Annotated in this window: 17 protein-coding genes; 10 read left to right on the forward strand and 7 right to left on the reverse strand. The window is 62.3% G+C overall.

Annotation, left to right across the window (positions count from 1 at the left end):
- Positions 1–62: 62 nt before the first annotated feature.
- Complete coding sequence (locus tag GSQ83_RS14975) at positions 63–1,118, reverse strand: ABC transporter ATP-binding protein (protein ID WP_254065702.1); 1,056 nt, start codon at positions 1,116–1,118, stop codon at positions 63–65.
- Between the two features lie 485 nt (positions 1,119–1,603).
- Positions 1,604–3,010 carry an amidase gene (locus GSQ83_RS14985; protein ID WP_158803664.1) on the reverse strand — a complete coding sequence of 469 codons (1,407 nt, stop codon included), beginning with the start codon at positions 3,008–3,010 and terminating at the stop codon, positions 1,604–1,606.
- A 139-nt stretch (positions 3,011–3,149) separates the two neighbouring features.
- On the opposite strand from GSQ83_RS14985, the gene GSQ83_RS14990 reads away from it, so the two are divergent.
- Complete coding sequence (locus GSQ83_RS14990; RefSeq protein WP_158803665.1) at positions 3,150–3,797, forward strand: pyridoxamine 5'-phosphate oxidase family protein; 648 nt, start codon at positions 3,150–3,152, stop codon at positions 3,795–3,797.
- A gap of 21 nt (positions 3,798–3,818) precedes the next feature.
- Entirely contained in the window at positions 3,819–4,130 is a 312-nt protein-coding gene (locus tag GSQ83_RS14995; protein ID WP_158803666.1) for a hypothetical protein, read from the forward strand.
- A 21-nt stretch (positions 4,131–4,151) separates the two neighbouring features.
- Here GSQ83_RS14995 and GSQ83_RS15000 read toward each other — a convergent pair whose 3' ends face one another.
- Complete coding sequence (locus GSQ83_RS15000; protein ID WP_158803667.1) at positions 4,152–4,349, reverse strand: hypothetical protein; 198 nt, start codon at positions 4,347–4,349, stop codon at positions 4,152–4,154.
- A 202-nt stretch (positions 4,350–4,551) separates the two neighbouring features.
- Between GSQ83_RS15000 and GSQ83_RS15005 the strand changes: the two genes are divergently transcribed.
- Entirely contained in the window at positions 4,552–4,980 is a 429-nt protein-coding gene (locus GSQ83_RS15005; RefSeq protein ID WP_158803668.1) for a DUF1810 domain-containing protein, read from the forward strand.
- A gap of 25 nt (positions 4,981–5,005) precedes the next feature.
- Here the strand turns inward: GSQ83_RS15005 and GSQ83_RS15010 are convergent, their stop codons facing one another.
- Both GSQ83_RS15010 and GSQ83_RS15015 read right to left on the reverse strand, forming a co-directional pair.
- Positions 5,006–6,409: an FAD-binding oxidoreductase gene (locus tag GSQ83_RS15010; protein WP_158803669.1), complete on the reverse strand. Its 1,404-nt coding sequence runs from the start codon at positions 6,407–6,409 to the stop codon at positions 5,006–5,008.
- A 26-nt stretch (positions 6,410–6,435) separates the two neighbouring features.
- Positions 6,436–7,227: an SDR family NAD(P)-dependent oxidoreductase gene (locus tag GSQ83_RS15015; protein WP_158803670.1), complete on the reverse strand. Its 792-nt coding sequence runs from the start codon at positions 7,225–7,227 to the stop codon at positions 6,436–6,438.
- Positions 7,228–7,553: 326 nt separating this feature from the next.
- On the opposite strand from GSQ83_RS15015, the gene GSQ83_RS15020 reads away from it, so the two are divergent.
- The 3 genes from GSQ83_RS15020 to GSQ83_RS15030 are packed head-to-tail and all read left to right on the forward strand — an operon-like array spanning position 7,554 to position 14,252.
- Positions 7,554–10,829 (forward strand): DUF2126 domain-containing protein, encoded by a 3,276-nt coding sequence (locus GSQ83_RS15020; RefSeq protein ID WP_158803736.1) that lies wholly within the window; start codon positions 7,554–7,556, stop codon positions 10,827–10,829.
- Positions 10,816–13,350, forward strand: coding sequence for a circularly permuted type 2 ATP-grasp protein (locus GSQ83_RS15025; protein ID WP_158803671.1), 2,535 nt, complete (start codon positions 10,816–10,818; stop codon positions 13,348–13,350). Before GSQ83_RS15020 ends, GSQ83_RS15025 begins: the two co-directional genes overlap by 14 nt.
- Positions 13,347–14,252 carry a transglutaminase family protein gene (locus GSQ83_RS15030; protein WP_158803672.1) on the forward strand — a complete coding sequence of 302 codons (906 nt, stop codon included), beginning with the start codon at positions 13,347–13,349 and terminating at the stop codon, positions 14,250–14,252. Before GSQ83_RS15025 ends, GSQ83_RS15030 begins: the two co-directional genes overlap by 4 nt.
- Before the next feature lie 26 nt (positions 14,253–14,278).
- Here the strand turns inward: GSQ83_RS15030 and GSQ83_RS15035 are convergent, their stop codons facing one another.
- Positions 14,279–16,093, reverse strand: coding sequence for a diguanylate cyclase (locus tag GSQ83_RS15035; protein WP_158803673.1), 1,815 nt, complete (start codon positions 16,091–16,093; stop codon positions 14,279–14,281).
- Positions 16,094–16,159: 66 nt separating this feature from the next.
- Positions 16,160–16,633: a helix-turn-helix transcriptional regulator gene (locus tag GSQ83_RS29970; protein WP_216850206.1), complete on the reverse strand. Its 474-nt coding sequence runs from the start codon at positions 16,631–16,633 to the stop codon at positions 16,160–16,162.
- Positions 16,634–16,783: 150 nt separating this feature from the next.
- Between GSQ83_RS29970 and GSQ83_RS29975 the strand changes: the two genes are divergently transcribed.
- From GSQ83_RS29975 to GSQ83_RS15055, 4 genes are all read left to right on the forward strand, one after another.
- Entirely contained in the window at positions 16,784–17,266 is a 483-nt protein-coding gene (locus GSQ83_RS29975) for a hypothetical protein (protein ID WP_216850207.1), read from the forward strand.
- Positions 17,267–17,577: 311 nt separating this feature from the next.
- The gene (locus GSQ83_RS15045) at positions 17,578–18,300 is read left to right on the forward strand and encodes a DUF2786 domain-containing protein (RefSeq protein WP_158803675.1); all 723 of its coding nucleotides are present in this window, start codon (positions 17,578–17,580) and stop codon (positions 18,298–18,300) included.
- 101 nt (positions 18,301–18,401) lie between these two features.
- Complete coding sequence (locus GSQ83_RS15050) at positions 18,402–18,737, forward strand: hypothetical protein (RefSeq protein ID WP_254065703.1); 336 nt, start codon at positions 18,402–18,404, stop codon at positions 18,735–18,737.
- Positions 18,738–19,442: 705 nt separating this feature from the next.
- Entirely contained in the window at positions 19,443–20,780 is a 1,338-nt protein-coding gene (locus GSQ83_RS15055; RefSeq protein WP_158803677.1) for an ATP-grasp domain-containing protein, read from the forward strand.
- Positions 20,781–20,905: the final 125 nt, after the last annotated feature.

Consider the following 20,905-nt stretch of genomic DNA (forward strand, 5'->3'; position numbering starts at 1 on the left):
CGCGGGTATCGCGAGCCCCGCCGCAAGTGCGGCGGCGCGTGCGAAACGCCTGATGGACGTGCTCATGATGCGGTTCTCCCTGGTGTTTCGATGATCGGAGCGCTGGCGAGAGGCCATGCCGAGCGGGGCGCCCAATTGGCGTGTACAGCGACTCCGGGCGCCCAACGCGGCGCACCGTCGCCGAAGCCGGCATTCTGCTCGACCACTGTCAGCGCCTCGCCGGTTGCCGTTGTCAGCAGATAGCGTGTCGACATGCCGAGATAACTGGCAGCAGTTACCTTTGCCGCAATCGAGCGCTCGCCTTCGGCTGCGGCGCCGGTTGAGGACAGCCGAATCTTTTCCGGCCGAAGGGCAAATAGGGTGCCGTCTTCACGCAGTATATTCGTGACGCCCACGAAGCCCGCGACAAATTCCGTGTGCGGCCGCTCATAAAGCTCCCACGGTGTGGCGACCTGCTCGATACCGCCGCGATTGAACACCGCGATGCGGTCGCTCATCGTCAGCGCTTCATCCTGGTCATGCGTGACATAGACGAAGGTGATGCCGGTCTGCTGCTGCAGTTGCTTGAGTTCAACCTGCATCTGGTGACGCAGCTTGAGGTCGAGCGCGCCGAGCGGCTCGTCGAGCAGCAAGACGCGAGGACGGTTGACGACGGCGCGGGCAAGCGCCACGCGCTGCCTCTGGCCACCCGAAAGCTGGCCAGGCCGGCGATCGCCGAAACCCTCCAGCCGCACGGTGGCGAGCGCTTCGTCGGCGCGCGCCAGGGCCTCGGCATTTGGGACGCGGCGTGCGCGTAGCCCGTAGGCGACGTTCTCGCGCAGGGTCAGATGGGGGAAGAGGGCGTAGTCCTGGAAGACGGTGTTTACCGCTCGGGCATAGGGTGGGGAGCCCGCAAGATCCTTGCCGTCCAGCTCGATACGGCCCGCATCCGGCTGCTCAAAGCCCGCGATCATTCGCAGCGTAGTGGTTTTGCCGGACCCGGAAGGGCCAAGGAAGGTGAAGAACTCGCCGGATGCGATGTCGAGGTCGAGGCCGGTGATGGCCGGGGCGCCCGCATAGCTCTTGCGCAGGTCGGTGAGCCGGATGATCGGCGTCGTCAGCGTGGCGTCATCCGGCAAGCGGCGCTCTCCCTCCCGCCGCATTCAACCCTTCGGGCGGTGCTCTTCTCTGCCCGAGGCGCCCGCTTTCGTCCAGCACGTCAGGGGCGAAGCAAGCGCTCCGCCCCCTTGTCTTTAGGTCAGTAGCCGCGCGGTGGCGGAGGCGGCGGTGGGCGACCGTAACCCGGCGGAGGCGGGGGCGGATACCGGTGGTAATAGTGGTGATGGTGGTGATGGTAATAGTAGGGAGGCGGAGGCGGCGGCGGCCTGTGGTAACCGGGCGGCGGCGGCGGTCGCCCATAGCCTGGAGGTGGCGGCATTTGAGCGAAGGCCGCTGGCGCTGCGAGGAGCGCGGCGCCGACGCCCAGCAGAAGGCGTCTGAAACCAGTTATCATCATCATCTCCGATCTTGCGCCCGACACTTGGGCTTGAAGCCATTTCCGGCTAGTGAAATGGCGGCAGAGTAACTGCCAAGTGTCGAAGCGATGGCAGGACGTCTCGCAATGTTACGTGGGGAGGGCGCCGTCGAGGCGTGGCCAAGCCCGCGATGCCGGGCGCATGGCCTCATAGGCGGCGGCCAATCTCAGCACACCGGCATCGTCGAAGCGGCGGCCGGCGATCTGCAGTCCGATCGGGGCGCCGCCGCTGGTGTAGCCGCAGTTGATCGAGAGCGCGGGCTGCTCCGACATATTGTAGGCCACGCAATAGGCGATGTGATCGAAGGGCCTTGCGGGATCGTTGAGGGGGCTCGCCCAGTCCGCAGGGAAAGGGGACGCGGTCCAGACTGGCGAAAGGACGAAATCGAAGGCGGCGGTGGCGGCAACCGTCGCCTTGGCCATTGCCCCGATCTGGGAGAAGCCACGGAACACCTCGTTCCCGCTGATCTCGCCACCGCCATCGATCCAGGCGAGGATATATGGCAGGATCATCGCACGCCGCTCGGGCGCCATCTCTGCGAGATCGGCGCGGAAGCGGGTGCGCCAGAAGCGGTCGAGACCCTCCACCATCTCGCGTCGAAGATAAGGCGCTACCGGTTCCACGATGGCGCCGGCCGCTTCGAATAGCTTTGCCGCCGCCTCGGCCGCCGCCATGAGCTCGGGCGCGGCCGTACCGCCGAGGCCGGTGTCGGCGCAGAACCCAATGCGCAAACCCTGAAGGTCGAGCGGGGCTAAGTCCCAGTCGATCGCCGCGGGAGGAAGGCTCATGTAGTCGCGCATATCGGCTGCCGAGAGCACCGACATGGCCAAGGCCGCATCTGCCACGGTGCGGGTGATCGGGCCGGCGACGCGACCGGGGAAAGGCGGGTCGATCGGAATCCGCCCGAAGCTCGGCTTGAGTCCGACGACGCCACAGGCAGCGGCCGGAAGCCGGATCGAGCCGCCGATATCCGTGCCGATATGGATCGGCCCGTAGCCGACGGCGGCAGAGGCAGCGGCACCCGCGCTGGATCCGCCAGGGTTGAGGGCGAGATCCCAGGGATTGCGCGTCAGGCGGTGGAAGCTGGAGAGGCCGGAGGACAGCATGCCGAAGTCAGGCATCGTCGTCTTGCCGAGGATGACGGCACCACCCTCTCGCAGCCGCGCCGCCGGTGGTGCGTCGGCCTCGGCGGGGGTGAGCTCCTTCGCGGCCGTGCCGGCGGGCAGCGGCACGCCGCGGGTCGCGATATTCTCCTTGATCGTCACCGGCACGCCATCGAGCGGACCAGCCGGGGCGCCCTTGCCATAGCGGGACTCGGAGGCCTTGGCGGCAGAGCGCGCGGCATCGGCGTCGAGCGCCCAGGTCGCGCAGATCCTGTCGTCCCAGGCGGCTATTCTGGCGAGGATCGCCTCTGTCGCCTCGACAGGAGAGAGGCTGCGGGCGCGATAGGCGGCGGTAAGGGCGGTGGCGGAGAGGTCGGCGGGATCGGTGCTCATTGACGTAAGCTTAACGCGCGGGCGTGGAGCTTGTCTCCCCGTGGAGCGGTCAACGGCGATGCCGCGCGCGGTTTGTTGAGGCATTGACGGGATCCGGGCGAGCCCGTCCTTTGGCGGGAACGGATCGGAGCGAAATACGATGGATCGGCCGGCGACACAGCGCGTTCGGGTGAAACGCGTCAACGAATTGGCGCGCTACGATCGCGACACATTGGACGCGATTCTTGCCGCGATGCCGATGTGCCATGTAGGGTATGTATTCGACGGTCGGCCCTATGTGACGCCGACGCTGCAATGGCGAATCGGCGACCATATTTATTGGCACGGCTCCGCAGCGAGCCGGATGCTGGAAGCGGTGGAGGGTCAGCCAGTATGCCTGACCGTGTCTCTGTTCGACGGTCTTGTTTTGGCCCGCTCGGCATTCAACTTCACCGTGAATTACCGCTCCGCGATGCTTTTGGGTACTGCGCGCGTCGTGGCGGAGCCTGCGGAGAAGACTGAGGCTCTACAGGCACTGATGGAGATTTTGGTGGCGGGGCATTGGGACCAACTGCGGCCGATGCGCTCCCAGGAGCTTAAGGCAACAACGGTCGTCTCCATGCCGATCGAGGAGTTCTCGATTAAGCTACGCGACGGGCATACGATTGACGATGATGAGGACTACACCTTCCCGGTCTGGGCTGGACTGGTTCCGATCCGGACCGTGATGGGCGCGCCGGAAGCCGACCCGCGCAATCTGGAAGGCGTCGTGGCGCCGCCGGGGCTTGCGGGTTTCGGGGTCGGATGACTTCAGCCTGTGGTGAGGCAAATGATACGTCACCTGTGTGCCGTTTTCGCGATTGTTGGTCTCGCGATTCCGGTCGCGTCGCAGGCACAGCCTGTCAGCGGGTTCTATGTTGGCGGGGAAGGCGGCCTGGCACTTCCGCAACAGCAGAATTTGGACGCTAGCCGGACACATGGCGGCGCCCCTCCCGGTTCCGCGGCTGCGCGGGCGGAAGCTCAGCTCGAAGGCTCCGATGCGGGCGGTAGCGGCAGCGTCGGATGGGGCGCAGGCGATGGCTTGAGGCTGGAGGCTCAGGGGCTTCAGCTCGGACGATCCAATACGGGGTTGGCCCAATAGCGCACGGGCGGGCTCCAGGCCTTACTGGATATTCTGCGCCGTATTGCTGATCGCGTGACCGGCGTTGGCGACGGCGGTGCCAGTAGCCTTGCCTGCGATCGACAAATCCTCACCCGCGCCATGGACGGTATTGCATGCGGTCAGGCCCATCGCGACTCCGGCCAGAAGGAAGACGGCAAGAAGCCCCAATGGGGCGGAATGACCGGAAGCGGCACTCACGGAAACCTCCACACTTGATCTGACATCAGCAGAAACGGTAGCCACCGAGAAAGTGACTGTCACGCGGCTTCTTGGGCTTCCATGCGGCGAGTAGCATCGTCGTTGATCGGCCGTGTGCGCAAGACGTCTCGGCAATATGGCCGCGCACCGATCGCTGACACCAGGGCAGATTGGGTAGCCTTCGCTGCGGACTGGAGGGGATATGTCAGACCCGTTCGATCTCGATCGTTTCCTCCGGGCGCAAGAGCCCGTACTGACGCAAGTGCGCCAGGAATTGGAGGACGGTCGTAAACGCAGCCACTGGATGTGGTTTGTATTTCCCCAGTTGACCGGCCTGGGTCACAGCGCGATGGCTCAGCGCTATGCGCTTGCTTCGCTCGATGAAGCCCGCGCCTATGCTGACCATCCGGTTCTGGGAAAGCGCCTGGTCGATTGCACCGGATTGGTCAACAGGGTCGAGGGCCGCTCTATCCTCGAAATTCTGGGCTCGCCTGACGATCTGAAGTTCCATTCGTCGATGACTTTGTTCTGGCTCGCGGTGCCGGACGAAATTGTCTTTCGCGACGCGCTCGCGAAGTATTTTGACGGCGCCCTTGATCGGAAGACCAAGGAGAGACTGCCCGCGTCGTGAGCAGCTCGCTCGTCTCTTTCGCGAACTATAGTAGCCGCGACTTCGCCATGAGATCGTCGGGGTCCAAGCCGGCCTTGATCATTCGCATCAGCATCAGATCAATTGCTGGTAGCTGATCGAGAAACGCCGTTCGTTTGGATCGTCCAATCCCATGCTCGGCGCTGATCGAGCCTTCAAACTTCCTTGCTAGGGCATAGAGAAGCGTCTCGCACTGCTTCATGAGATCAGCGACTTCGCCTTCCGGCGTGCCAGGCGCCGGCATGACGTTGTAGTGCACATTGCCATCTCCGACATGGCCGTAAGCGAGCGACTGCACACCCGGCATCGCTTCTCCCAATGCCTTGTCGGCCGCCGCGATGAAGGCGGGCAGGGCGGAGAGCGGCACGGAAATATCGGTGCGCAGATGACGCGGCGCTTCCTGGTATTGTGCTTCCACCAGATCCTCGCGGATACGCCAGAGCGCGGCGGACTGGGCTTTCGATTCAGCGACGACGCCATCCAGGACCAGACCCGCGCTCATCGATTGTTCGAGAAAGCGCTCCAGAAGCGGGCGTAACTCGACGAAGCCGCTGGCGGAGGCTTCCAGAAGAACATAGGCCGGCGCTTGCGTTGCGAGCGGCTCGTGTATCGCCGGTTGTTGGCGCAGCACGATATCGATGCAGGGACGCAGAAGAAGCTCGAAGGCGCTCAGAAGATCGGACAGGTCGCGCCGTGCGGCGGCGAAAAGAGTCATCGCGGCTTCGGCGGAAGGGACCGCGAGCAGACAGGTTTCAATCTGCGTCGGCCGAGGAAAAAGCTTCAGCGCTGCGGCGGTGACGATGCCAAGCGTGCCCTCCGCGCCAATGAAAAGTTGTTTGAGGTCGTAGCCCGTATTGTCTTTGCGCAGTTGACGCAGGCCGTTCCAGATGCGGCCATCCGGCAGCACGACTTCCAGACCCAGAACGAGTTCCCGCATCATGCCCCAGCGGAGAACATTGATCCCTCCCGCATTGGTCGAGATCGTGCCGCCGATCTGGCAGCTTCCACGCGCGCCAAGCGACAGCGGGAAGAAGCGATCCTCCGCCTCCGCCGCATCGTTCACGCTTTGCAAGATACAGCCGGCTTCGGCCACCAGGCTGAAGTTGACCCGATCGATCGCACGGACACGGTTCATCCGCTCCAGGCTGACGACAAGTTCGCGGCCATCCGAGGAAGGGATCGCGCCGTGAACGAGGCCGGTATTGCCCCCCTGCGCGACCACTGGCACGCCTCGTTCATGACAAAGCCGCAGAACCGCCGCGACCTCGGCGGTGTCAGCCGGCCGCACGACCGCGAGCGGCTGGCCGACTATTTCGCGCGACCAGTCCCTCGTGTAACGCTCCAGCCCCGCGGACGGTTCCAGAACATGAGCTTCGCCTAAAAGCGCCTGCAATTCGGCGATGATCGTCATGGGATGAATACTCGCGGTGCAGGAGGTCAAATCGTCCGCAGCATGCCGCCATCGGCGAAAAAGGTCGAGCCCACGCAATAGCTTGCGCGATCGGAGCACAGAAACACGAAGAGGTTGGCGATCTCAGCCGCTGAGGCGAAGCGTCTGATCGGCGCGTATTCGTCGGCGACCGATTGCAGATGCGCCTCCCAGTCCCCGCCGGAATCCGCCGTCAATTCCTTCGCCGTCTTGATCCAATCAGGCGTCAGGACGAGGCCGGGGTTGACGGTGTTGACGCGAATGTTGTCGCGGACGACTTCATTGGCGAGGTTTTTCGAGAACATGACGAGTGCCGCCTTGGTGACGTTATAGATCGGCTCGTAGCCGAGCGGCTGGCTCGCGCAGATCGATGCGTTGTGCAGGATAACGCCACCGCCGCGCCGTTTCATTCCGGGCACTAACCCGCGCGCCAGCCTGACCGCCGCCATTACATGCAGATTCCAGTAGAAGTCCCATTTCGAGTCGGGAGCCTCCATGATCGTCTCGTTGCTGCCGGTGCCCGCGTTGTTGATGAGGATATCGGCGCCGCCAAACTCTGCTTCCGCGGCACCCACGATCTGGGTGGCGGCTTCGGCCAGCGAAACATCGCAGGCGACCGGCACCACGCGGACGCCATGGGTCTCGCGGATCGTCTCCGCGACCCGATCGAGCCTCGCTTCATCTCGCGCGGCGAGTACGAGATTCACGCCCTCGGCCGCGAAGCCTTCGGCGATTGCAAGACCGATGCCGACGCTGCCGCCTGTGATGACCGCAACTTTGCCCTTAAGTCCGAGTTCCATGGCGCCGTTCGTCCCCTCGATGTGTTCTTGGCGACTAGGCTACACGCGCGGCAATCAGACTAGAAGTGACTCGACCGCCGTCATCGAGCCTCGATACAACGGTGCGGCGTCCGTCTAGCGATACAATCTCCGGTTGAGGCCGCTTTGCACGCAGCAAGGGTCAAATTGACAGGGAAACTTCACGCCTCTGGCCAGGCGCGAGGGATAGTGACGGCTGGACGGGGATCGCCACACCGTTGACCCTTTCCCCTTGCGACCCCAGGCGTTCGGTCGCTAGGAGTGGACGGCCCTGGAACCCCAGCCCCATTCGGAACGAGGATATCGCCCTGTCGGTTGTCGCTGCTCTCCATCATGCCACTAGGTACCGGTACGACCAGCCCGTGGAACTGGGGCCGCAAACAGTGCGTCTCCGGCCCGCGCCACACTGCCGCACGCGGATCCTCAGTTATTCGCTGACGATCACCCCCGCGAACCATTTTATCAACTGGCAGCAGGATCCCCACGGCAACTGGCTGGCGCGGCTAGTCTTTCCCGAGCGTACGCGGGAGTTCAGCGTCACGGTCGATCTCACCGCCGAGATGGTGGTGATCAACCCCTTCGATTTCTTCATCGAGCCGTATGCCGAGATGTTGCCGTTCAGCTATCCCGACGATCTTCGCCGGGACCTGGCCGCCTATATGGATGTCGACGAGGACGGCCCGCTGCTCGATGCCGCTGTCGGCGATCTGCCCGTTGAAGGGCAGAAAACGGTCGATTTTCTTGTCGCGCTCAATGAGCGCCTTTCGCGGCGCGTCAGCTACGTCGTCCGTATGGAGCCGGGGGTTCAGACCCCTGACGAGACCCTGTCTCAGGGCTCAGGCTCGTGCCGGGATAGCGCCTGGCTGCTGGTCCAGATGCTGCGCCGCCTTGGCTTCGCCGCGCGCTTTGTCTCGGGTTATCTGATCCAGCTCAAGGCCGATATCGACCCGATCGAAGGCCCCCTCGGGACCCAGACGGACTTCACCGACCTGCATGCCTGGGCCGAAGTCTATGTGCCCGGCGCGGGATGGATCGGCTTTGACGCGACCTCCGGCCTGCTCTGCGGTGAAGGACACCTGCCTCTGGCGGCCTCGCCGCACTACCGGTCCGCTGGCGCCATAAGCGGCGTGGCGAGCGTGGCTAAGACCGATTTCGAATTTGAGATGACCGTCTCGCGGCTGGTTGAACCGATCCGCATTACACGGCCCTTCGAGGTCGCGGACTGGAATGCGCTCGATCAGCTTGGGGACCGGGTAGAGGCCGACCTCCTGGCCCATGACGTCCGCCTCACCATGGGCAGCGAGCCGACCTTCGTCTCGATCGACGACCGCGAGGCGGCCGAATGGAACACGGATGCCTCGGGGCCGACCAAACCCGTCATCGGCGAAAGGCTGATCCGGCGGCTTGAGGATCGGTTCGGCAAAGGCGGCATGCTGCATTACGGCCAGGGCAAATGGTACCCGGGCGAGCCCCTTCCGCGCTGGGCGCTGGGGCTTTTCTGGCGCCGCGACGGCCAGCCGGTCTGGCGAGGGACCACGCCTGAGGCAGATGATGCGCCAGCCGCGACAGTCGCCGACGCATTGGCGCTCATCCAGCGGCTCGCGAACCGCCTCGGCGTTGATGCGAGGTTAGCGCTTCCGGCGCGGGAGGATCCGCTCAACGCGATCAAGGCTGAGAGCGATCTGCCGCCGAATGTCGAGCTGAGCGACCCGAACATCGATGATGCAACATCTCGCGCAAGCCTCCGTCGTGTGATGGAGGGCGGCTTGTCGAAGCCGGTAGGCTACGTCCTGCCGCTTCGCCGCGCCTTCACCGAGGCTGAGGGTCAGGGCTGGCTGAGTGAGGCGTGGCAATTCAGGCGCGGGCAGCTCTACCTCGTCTCGGGCGACTCTCCGGTCGGATTACGTCTACCCCTCGACGGCCTTCCAGTGCTGAAGCCTGAAGACTATCCGCATGTCGTGCCCTTGGACCCCTACGAGAATCGCGGCCCGTTGCCGAGCCTGGATGCAATCTATGAGGCGCCGTCACCCGCGTCGTCCGCCTCGAAGGAACACCAGGCCAAGCCGCCGCCGGTGCGGACAGCGATCTCGATCGAGCCTCGGAACGGGCTGCTGCATATCTTCATGCCGCCGATCTCACGGCTTGAGGACTATCTCGAACTCGTGGCGCATCTCGAAGTCGCCGCCGAGGGCAGGCCGGTCCGGATTGAGGGCTATACGCCGCCGGGCGATCCAAGGCTGATCGTCCTGAAGGTTACGCCTGATCCGGGCGTTATCGAGGTGAATATCCAGCCGGCCAGTGACTGGCGGGAAGCGGTCAATATCGTGACCGGCGTTTATGAGGATGCGAGGAGCTGCCGGCTCGGCGCCGACAAGTTCATGGTGGACGGTCGTCATGTCGGCACCGGCGGCGGCGCCCATGTCGTTGTCGGTGGCTCGTCCCCAGACAACTCGCCGTTTCTCCGGCGGCCCGATGTGCTGAAAAGCATGCTGCTGTATTGGCAGCGCCATCCTTCGCTGTCGTACCTCTTCTCGGGGCTCTTCGTCGGGCCGACCAGTCAGTCGCCGCGCGTGGACGAAGCGCGGCACGATGCGCTCTATGAGCTGGATATAGCGCTGGCCGCGATCCCGGCGCCGAGTGAGGCAGAGCCACCGACTCCTTGGTTGGTCGACCGCCTGCTGCGCAATCTGCTGATCGATGTCGGTGGCAATACCCACCGCACGGAAATCTGCATCGACAAGCTTTACTCGCCCGACGGCCCGGCCGGGCGGCTCGGCCTGCTCGAATTCCGTGGCTTCGAGATGCCGCCTGACGCGCGCATGAATCTGGCTCAGCAGCTTCTCATCCGCGCGCTGATCGCGTGGTTCTGGCGGGAGCCGCAAACAGGCCGGTTGGCGCGTTGGGGCACGGCTTTGCACGACCGCTTCATGCTGCCGCATTTCGTCTGGAACGATTTTCTGGGCGTGATGGCTGATCTCAAAGCCGCCGGCTACGATTTCGATCCGCATTGGTATGAAGCTCAACGCGCGTTTCGATTCCCCGTGCACGGTGCTGTCCAATATGGAGGCGTTACATTGGAACTCCGGCATGCGCTGGAGCCTTGGCATGTCATGGGGGAGGAAAGCTCCGGATCGGGCACCGTGCGTTTCGTCGACTCTTCGGTCGAGCGGCTGCAGGTGATGGCGAAGGGATTCAATGCGGAGCGGCATTTGATCACCTGCAACGGCAGAGCGCTGCCCATGACATCGACCGGCGTTTCCATGGAGGTCGTGGCCGGCGTTCGCTACAAGGCTTGGAAACTGCCGAGCGGGCTTCATCCGACTTTAAAGGTCAATGCGCCTTTGACCTTCGATATCGTGGATCTTGGGAATAGCCGTTCCTTGGGTGGCTGCGTCTATCACGTGGTCCATCCAGGAGGCCGCAGCTACGACACCTTCCCCGTCAATGCCTATGAAGCGCAGTCGCGTCGCAAGGCGCGGTTCGAGGAGCATGGGCATACGCCCGGCATCATTACGCCTCCGTACGAAGAGATCACGGGGGAATTCCCGATGACACTTGATCTGAGGACCCATGTTGGCGGCTGAAATCCCGGGTGCCACAAAACGGCGAGGAGACCTCGACGCGGCGGCTGCGATTCGGCTGTCCGAGTGGCTGCGTGGCTATCGGCCCATACAGGGAATACCCGACGAACTCTTCGATCCCACCGGGCGGCCGCGCGAATACTGGCTGAACTTCCTCGGCGATCTCGCAGAATACACGCCGGACGAGCTCAAGAGTCGCTTTAGCCTGGCGACGCGGCATATCCGCGACACCGGCGTCTCGCATCGCGTTTATGGCGAGGAGAATGAGCGTAGCTGGCCGCTCAGCCCGGTTCCTCTGATCATCGGCCATCGCGAATGGGCGCAGATTGCGGCGGGGGTGGAGCAGCGGGCGCGGCTCATGGAAGAGCTGCTGCGAGACATTTACGGCGACGGCAGGCTCGTAGCGGATGGTGCTATTCCAGCCGCCGCGCTGACCGGCAGCCCGGATTTCATTCGTGCCATGCGCGGTGTCGCGCCACCCGGCGGCCGTTATCTTCAGCTTTATGCCGCTGATCTCGGTCGAGGCCCGGACGGACGGTGGTGGGTGCTCGGAGATCGGACGCAGGCGCCGTCCGGTGCGGGGTACGAGTTGGAGAACCGCTTGGTTCTCTCTCGCGCTTATCCCAACCTCTACAACGCGATGAATGTCGAGCGTCTCGCCCCATTCTTCGCCGCATTGCGCAAAGGCTTGGCGCAGGCTGCGGAACGCAAAGATCCGCGTATTTGTCTCCTGACGCCAGGGCCCTATAGCGAGACCTATTTCGAGCAAGCGCATCTCGCGCGCTACCTGGGTTTTCTGCTCGTCGAAGGCGACGACTTGGTTGTTCGCGATGGCCGCGCTTATGTTCGGACCATCGCGGGCCTCAAGCGAGTGGACGTTATTCTGCGGCGTGTGGATGCCGATTTCGTTGATCCGCTGGAACTGAACAGCGCGTCTCGTCTTGGCGTGCCGGGGCTGCTTGAGGCGATCCGCGTGGGCGGTGTGGCCGTGCTGAATATGCCGGGCTCTGGCGTTCTGGAATCCAAAGCTCTGCTGGGGTTCCTCCCGAAGCTTTGCCGCCGGCTGCTGGGCGAAGAACTCAAGATGCCGAATGTGGCGACCTGGTGGTGTGGACAGCCCTCTGAGCGGGCAAGGGTAGAAAGAGACCCGGACTTGGCGATAGGTCCCGCCTTCAACGTGCAACAGCCTGACGAGTTTCTGACAAAGCCAAGGCTGGTCGGGGATCTATCGGCGGAGGAGAGAAAGGAACTCTTCTCTCGTCTCGACGACCGCCCCTGCGATTTTGTCGGCCAGGAAGTCGTGCGACTGTCGACGACGCCGGTTCTTCGAGACGGCAGACTAGAGCCCGCGCCCTTCGTGCTGCGGGTCTTCGTGGCGGCAACGCCGGACGGATATTGCGTCATGCCCGGAGGGTTTTGTCGCACTTCGGATTTTCCGGATGTGCGCGCTATTTCGATGGGCGCCGGCGCGCGTACTGCTGATGTCTGGGTCATCACTGAAAAGCCGGTCGAGCGCGTGACGCTGCTCGCCAACAAGGACGACGTGAAGGTCAGACGGATCATGGGCCAGTTGCCCAGCCGCGCCGCTGACAATCTGTTTTGGCTAGGGCGCTACCTGGAACGCGCGGAGGCGACCCTGCGCCTTGTGCGCAGCCTCTGCACGAGCTTGATGGATTCGGAGGCGGCAATCCACGGCGCCGGCGAGACTTTGGTTCGGCTCGAGGAGTTGCTGATCGCCTGGGGCGCTTTGGATGAAGATGCGGCTGGCCGCAGGGCATTGGACGCGGCCCGCGATGCCTTGCACGACCTGAAGGCGTTCGGCTCGGTCATCTATCTGGTGCGCGCCGCCCGTCGCACGGCAGCGAGCATGCGGGAACGACTTTCACCCGACTTCTGGACGTTGCTGCTCAACCTGGAAAGCGGTCTGGTCGATCCCGCGCGTCACCTGCTGTCAGAAGCGGACGCGCTGCAACAGGTCGAAAGCGCGCTACAGAGCCTCGCTGCTCTCTCCGGTCTGGCACAGGAGAACATGAATCGCAGTGCGGGTTGGCGGTTCCTCGATATGGGACGCAGACTCGAGCGCGGCATCAACACTTGCCGGTTCACGCGAGCGCTGTCGCATGAGGCGGCGACAACGGATGACCTCGACCTGCTTCTTGATCTGGCTGACAGCCAGATCACCTATCGGGCGCGCTACCTCGTGGGTTTATCGCTGACGCCGGTGCTTGATATGGTGATGCTCGACCCCTTCAATACGCGTTCGCTGGCTTTCCAGATCGTGACGTTGGCGGAGCATCTCTCGTCTCTGCCATCTCTGCTTGAGGATGGAATGATGGAAGAGCCCGCCAATATTCTGCTCACCTTGTCCAGCGAAGTGAAAACTCAGAGCGCGGCGGATCTCAATGCCGCGAAAATGCGAAAGCTTGAACTTGCATTGATGCGTCTTTCGGACGCGGTTGCAGCGCGGTATTTTCTGCAGGGTGCCAACGCCGTTCCGACGATCAAGCTCGCTGGCCTGGCGTGATTTACAAACTTCGACACAGGACGACATATAGCTATGCCACTTCGGTAAAGTACGCGCGTTGCGTTCTGCGGTTGACGCCGCGATCCTCCTCCACCCAGACCGTTTTGCAAACCTCAATCACTGTTTCTCCCACTCCGTCCGATCGGTTTGAGCGTATCGGACCATTTGGCGAGCGGACGGTGTCGATTGTGGTCGACGAACCTCATCGCTCATTGATCATCGAAGCGAAGTCTCGTGTGGATGTTCACGCGCCTGCCGAGACGCCGGGTTTCAGCGAGTCTTGGGACGCGGTGAGGACGCGCAGCCTCGCGACGGTTTCCCTCGAGCCCGATGGTCCATCCGGGTATCTCTATCCCACGGCGCGAACACCGTTGGTTCCGGCCATTACAGACTATTCGCGGGCAAGTTTTCGACAAGGTAGAGCGATTGTCGAGGCAACCACGGATTTGATGAGCCGCATACATTCCGACTTCGTCTATGATTCTGAGGCCACGGATGTTTCCACGCCGGCGGCGGAGGCCTTTCGCGTTCGGCGTGGGGTTTGCCAGGATTTTGCCCATATCATGATCTCGGGCCTTCGAGGGCTTGGTCTGCCGGCCGCGTACGTCAGTGGCTATTTGCGCACTTTGCCTCCGCCGGGCGGCGTGCGGCTCGAGGGAGCGGACGCGACCCATGCCTGGGTGTCGGTATGGTGTGGCGAAGAGAATGGCTGGATTGCATTCGATCCTACCAACGCCATTGTCGTCAAGAACGATCACATCGTTCTGGCGATCGGACGGGACTACTCGGACGTAGCGCCCATCGACGGCATTATCTTGGCGCCGGGTAAGCAGACTTTGAAAGTTGGAGTCGATGTGATCCCTGAGAGCGAATTCGAGGGAGCATCTATGGTGGTTTCTTAGCCACAGCAGCGGTTAGACCAGCGGTCCTACAGTGGTTTCCGTCGAACCCGCATTCCGGAACGCGGGTTGCCGCGCAGCCCGGAGGCGGATGTGTGACACATTCTCGCATATGGGAACATCACCCGGTCGCAGATAGCCTGAGAGTCCGCTAGTGCGCGCATATAGCGCTGCCTGTCGCTGGAGACGACGCGATTACGCCCCGCGCGTTTACCATCATACAACCTCTTGTCTGAAATCGAGAGGCATTCGGCGGCATCTTTGCCTTCCTGCGAAAAGGTGAGGCCCAGGCTGATTGTGACTGAAAGGCCGGGAGCTAGCCCCTCCCAGTCATAGGTTTGGACCGCGCTCCGAATTTTCTCGCAAATCTCTCGTCCATACACGGCGGAGCGCTTTAGAAGCACGATCGCGAATTCCTCGCCGCCCATCCGCGCAACAAGATTTCCTTCTTCCTCCGGGTCCATGACGATGCCACGCATGAGCCAGGCGATTGTCTGCAGCACAAGATCTCCGGTGACATGAGAATAGCGGTCGTTGACCAGTTTGAAGTGATCAACGTCAGCAATCGCTATTGCATAGCGGGGCCGGCTCTCAGAAAGTTCCGCGAGCACCGCATCCAGACGGCGCCGATTTCCCACACCCGTCAAGGCATCCTCCAGCGTTTCACGTGCAAAACGCTCAGTCTCCTCGACAAGCTTCATGTTTTGCGCTTCGAGCCGGCTGGAGCGTCCTTCTTCCTCCGCGACGAGAGATCGCATTTCCTCGATCTTGTCATGCAAGATCGAATATTGCATGTGACGGCTCGCATCTTCGTTGGTGTGCCGGCAAAAGAGCTCGTGAAAGCGGGCGTGTGCGGAATAGGCGGCCTGGAAGTCGCCCTCTTCTTCCAGCACCTGCGACAGACGGTGGCAGGAGAAGACCGCGAGTTCCAGAGAGGGATAGGCGATGCAGCGCTCTATGCTTTCTTGAAGCGCCGCAATGGCGTGTGCTCGGTCGCCCTGTTCAAGAAGCAGCAAGGCATGAACATGACCGCGTTGCACAAGACTACGCTTCGATGGCTCTCCCGCTGCGGCGTCGGTGTCCCGCATTGCTTCCTCGGCGGCTAACCGGTCGCCGGCGAGCAGCAGAAATTCGACAAGGTTGTAACCCGGGAGACGTTGCATCTCTCCATCCGCATGGTCACGCGCCAAAACCGCCGCAATTCGGCTGTGCTCGATCGCCGTCTGCAAATAGCTGTACCGCTCTTCGGGAGAAACCACTGCGAAACGGTAAAGATAGTCGGCGTGCAGCGAGCCGAAATTGGAGATACACTGCGCGATTGCCTCAACATCGCCGGAAAGCCGGGCCTGCACCACCGCCTGTTCAGCCAATTCCACTGCGGCGTCATAAAGGCCGAGGCGGGAGCATATGATGGCCGGCACGATCAATGCGGTGGACAGAGCAAGTGGGTCGCCGGTTGCGCGCGCCAGTCGCAGCGCCGCCAATGCCTGATCGGCGGCGGCGGCGGTCTCAATTTCCTCGGCCAGGAGATGCGCGTAGTAGGACCGGCCGAGAGACTCCTTCGCGAGGTCGCCAAGTCTTGCCGCGTCCTCGATCGCGCCCGTCGCCGCGTCGCGGGCGGCATCGTGGCGGCCATCCTGGAACTCGATCCGAATGAGGCGGAGTTTTGCGTTCAGCCGGAGGGTGGCGTCGGATTCGCCGTACGTGCCAATTACTTGCAAGGCTAGCGCCCTTGCCTGCGGCACTAAGCCCAGACGGGACGCGCGAATGCAATCCTGGAACAGAATGGACCCGGCCGTCATCGCGCTTTCGACCGCCACCTCGGAAGGGTGCGAACCCGTCATTGCATTGGCACCAATAGCTGTCCCGTTACCTGGGAACTAGAATCTCTTGCGGCGACGCAAGCCGCGCTACCTCCGCAAACGAGGCGACGCGTTCAAAACCATTCGGATCAAATCGCTTTGTCGATGATTGGACGTCTTGTCCAGCGCACGGCGCAGATGACACCGGGCGGTGTTATAGCTGATACCTAGTGTGCTGGATGCCGTGCGAAGTGTTTGGCCACGCGCGAGGAGCACAGAAACCTCGAGCTCTTTGGGCGAAAGCCCGTAGATTTTTCCGATCGACCAACCGTCCACCTGGTCATCGAGCTCGTGTTCCTGGACGACGATCATGACGCGGCCCGCGAGTAATCCGTTCCCCGGCACCGGCTCCGTCTGCATCTCCAGTCGCAGGATTCTCACCTGCAACGGCGGACAACCCGACGGACGCGGCAGATGCAATGAGGTTTCAGCTCCGCCTTCGGCGGTCAAAACGCGCTGGATCGATTGTTGCAGCATGGAGTTTGCCGCGGGACTGGACGCTGTGATGATGTCTCCAGCCAAGCCCAATCCGTCCCGTACCTGTAGCAACCGGGTGGCGCCGATATTCGCGAATCTTAGGCGGCCGTCTTGAGCGACGATCAAAACGTTCGAGGCGAGGTGATCGAAGGCCAGACGTAGACTGGTCGCGTCGCTTTTCGCGGCAGCCGCCTCGTGTTCGAGCGCGATTGCCCGGCCAATATAGGGAAGGAGCGTCCGCAGCACCCGAACGTCGCTCGGAGCAAAATCCTCTCGATGGAAAGGGCGGCCTACGATCAAATGGTAGCGCTGGGTATCGCTGACGAACGGCGTCGAAATAAGGCAGTGGAAACGCCCTTCGGGGCGTACAACGTAGTCGAAGAAAGGCGACCGCGCGAAATCGTGGTCTCGCTGCAATGCGGCTCGGTCGACTACCGTTCCCGTATCGAGGTCGCGAAGCCAAATAGGAAGCAGGCGCTCAGCCGAGGCATTTTTCAGCCTCTGTGCGTAAGCGGGATCGACCCCTTGTACGACAGTGTCATCAACGCGACCATCGATCTGCTGTTCCGAAAAAAGCAGCGAATAGGAAGCGCCCACCGCGTCACAGACCGGCTGGAATGGGATGTCGGACCCGTCGATCAGGGCATCACTCAACCGCCCGACAGCGAGAGACAATGATGGCAGGCCGACCAGGGCACCATTCCCTTGTTCAGATATGATCGACTATCCTAGCTTAGGACGAGGTTCTGCCGTTAATCCATTTGGACTAGTGTTCAAAAAAACTTGTTCGTAGGCTTTAATCGATACATCTTTAGCGTGCATAATGACGCCGATGTATTGGAATACAACAATAAGCCGTTGATTGTGTTGCTCTACCTTAGCACTGCTTTGCGATGGCTTGCTCGCAGAGCTGCATATTTTGCGGCAGCCTCGGTTAAACTCGAACGGCGAGGCCATCGGCCGAGTCGGTCATTTCACGAGGAAGCCCATTGAGTCAGAATGACGAACTTGCCCGGGTCAAAGCCCGGATCAAGGCGCTCACCGAGCGGACCATCGACCGAGGCTGCACCGAGGCGGAAGCGATGACTGCCGCCGAAATGGTTGGCCGCCTGCTCGAACGCTATGCTCTGACGATGCAGGAGGTGGACGTCCGGCAGGAGCCCTGCATCCAGTTAGAGGTACCGTTCGGCGGCCAAAGGCGGCGGCCAATCGATGCCTGTGTACCGGCCATCGCCCGCTTCTGTGACTGCAAGGTCTGGATCACTCGAGTGGAGCGGCAGGCCCGCTACGTCTTCTTTGGCTTCGATACGGATACCAGCCTGGCAGCCTATCTCTTCGCGGTGATCGATCGCGCCATCAGGAGTGAACTCTCGGATTTTCGGGCCACCGCGACGAGCTTTGCCGGCACCGCGCTTCGCCGAGCCACGGCGAGTTTCCAGCACGGCATGGCGGCGCGGATCGCCGAAAGGCTCGAGGCGTTGCATGCCGAGCGCGAGGCGTCGGTTTCCGCACAGAGTTCGACCGGCACGGCGCTCATCCTCGTTCGCCACCAGACAGTGGAGACCGCCTTCCGTGCCCGCAAAATCCGGTTGCAGGCGCTTCCCGGCTTGGTTCAGCGGCGGAACTCCGCTTTTCGGGCCGGGCGGCTAGCGGGTGAGCGGGTCAACTTAAGACGGCCGATCGAGGGTCGTGGTCGGATCTTGGTTCAGTAGTGCCAAAACGCGATCTCCAGCGAGGAAGAGTCTATGCTTGGGAGGCTCGTCAGGTCGCGCCGCGTGATCCCAGCTTGGTTGCATTTCTCGCGGCCCAGGGGATGGTTGACGCCATCTGGGCTGAGATGGGGCTACGGTATCCTCCGAGGGTAGAAGCCTTGCCGGCACAGGCGCGCACCCGGATTGCCGATGCGGACCGCCTCACGCTTCGGCTGCGCCCGCAGTCGCCGTCGTGGTGTTTGTTGCACGAACTCGCCCATGCCATGAGCACGACTCAAGATGGAAATTCAGATGGGCATGGAGAGCGCTTTGTTGGGATCTACCTTCAATTACTGGTCCGTTACCTGCGTCTCGACGAAGCCGAACTCCGGCGAAGCCTTACGGAAGCCGGAATACTTTTGATGGAAGGTGCCCGCCCTGTCTTCATCGATCCATAGGCCATTTTCTTGGAGCCGCTGGCCCCACATCCTTAATCTCCCATGTTGTCAACAAACCACGAGCATCCCTCGTAAGTAGAGCGGCGCATCACAATGCTTCCTCTCGGAACATTCCTCGGGGGCTCGATTATGGCGACAAAAGCAGTGCGTTTTCTGGGCCTCGCGGCAGTGGCTTTACCTTTGGCGCTGGCTGGATGTGGGATGTTCGGCGCGTCTTCGCCCGACGCTAGTCCAACCGGATCAGGCGCCTCCCAAACCACTGGGCTCGGGAGCAATGGGCCGGCCTCGAATTCCGGCGGGACGGGTGCTGGAAACGCTGCACAGGGAGGCGCGGGCTCCGGTGGCGCGGGAGCAGGAGGGGCGAGCGGTGCTGGTGGAGGCGCCGGTTCGAAGTAGCAGGATTGCGCAATAAGGGGGCTAGTCATCATCAAGTGCGGCATCGCTCCTGCCGCGCGACCAAGCCCCTCATTTTGACTAAATTACCCATTAAAGAGGATTTGCGCAGCAGTGGGGCGCGTGCCACCTACTGCATCGCCTGCTAATTTTTTAGGCAACTAGAAACTTCGTCCAAGAGGTCTGAGCAGGCCGGGACGTGTGGAAAATAAGGTCTCTTCATGCGCGTCACGATCGAATTGCGGTCCCTGGCCGGCCTGCTTCATGAGCCGGATTTGGTAGCGATCGACTCGCCGGAAATAGGTTGAGCCCATGACCATTCCTCAAAGCAAGTCGCCACGCATCCTGTTTGTCGCTTTGGTCGACAATATTGGACTCGAGCGCGTGGTCGCCGGGTTGGACGGCCAGGGCGCCGTTTGCGCGCTGATGAGCCCGCCCGACTTCTACTGCACTCAAACGCGATCCGTAACACGCTGGTTCGCGCTGCCGCGGCATCGTGGTCTCTGGCTTGGTGCTATTTTCACGCGCGTGCATCTTGAAACCGCCGTGCGGGCGTTTGAGGCCGACCTCATAGTTCCGCTGGATGATATCGCCGCCAAGCTGCTTCGAATGCTGGCCGGAAGTCAGGTGATTACGGGCCGTTTGAAGACGCTGCTCAAGACATCATTCGGTGCGCCAGAAGGCTATGCCGCTGTGTGCAGCCGGGCAGGGTTGATGCAAGTCGCCACGGAACTCGACATCCGCCAGCCCCGGACAGCGATCGTTCCCGATGTCGAGGCGGCGTTGCTTGCCGCCGAGGACTGGGGCTATCCAGTCGTCTTGAAGGCTGAGCACACGAGCGGCGGCTCCGGCGTAGAGATCGTCGCTGATCCAGAGGAACTACGGACAGCGTTCCTATCACTGGTAGGCCGTCGCAGCCTGCGCAATCGCATCCGCGGGGCGGTGCGCCAATCGATCTGGAACCTCGCCGGCATGACGAGGATCGCGCGCATGCCGCCGGTGCTTCAGGCCATGGTTCCCGGAGTGCCGGCTATGCGCAGCGTCTCCACTTGGCAGGGGCGTGTGTTGGACGGGGTGAGCTTCGTGGCCGAGAAGATTCACCCGGAACCGACCGGCGCGAGCACGATGGTTCGCAATGTCGACAATGCCGAGATGGAAGAGGCGGCGCGGCTGATCGTGGCAAAGCTTGGATGTTCGGGCTTTGTGAGTTTCGATTTCATGGTGGATGCCGAAGGCGGCGCTCGCCTGATCGAGATGAATCCACGGCCGATCGGCACCACGCATCTGGGACAATTATTCGGACACGATCCTTGTGCGGCGCTCGTTGCCTGCCTTCTTGACGATGAATCGGCCCACGCGCCACAGCCACGCGCTGTGGCCAAGGGCACCATCATCGCTTTGTTCCCGAAGGAAATGGAGCGAGATCCAAGCAATTTGGAAAGGCTTAGGGCGGCGGGGGTAAGGCATGATGTACCCCTTGGTGATCCTGCGGTCGTCGCGAATTACCTGAGGCGGCTCACTAAGATCCACCCCGACGCCGCAGCAGGAATGGCCGATGCTCTAGCATCGGTCGCTGCGCGCGTTGCGGCGCCCGGCGTTGTCGCGGCGGTAGGTCTGGGCTCGGCCGTCGTCACCGGCGGCTTTGCCTGAAGAGAAAGCGGCGACGAGGATTCCGCGCCACAATGGGCGTGCGAAAGCGGCCGGACAGGACGCTGGACGGCAAACAGCCGCGCGCAACCTATAGATCAACTACTCTGATGGTTTGACTGACCGCA

Origin of the sequence: Acidisoma sp. L85 (assembly GCF_009765865.1) — a bacterium.
Lineage (GTDB): Bacteria > Pseudomonadota > Alphaproteobacteria > Acetobacterales > Acetobacteraceae > Acidisoma.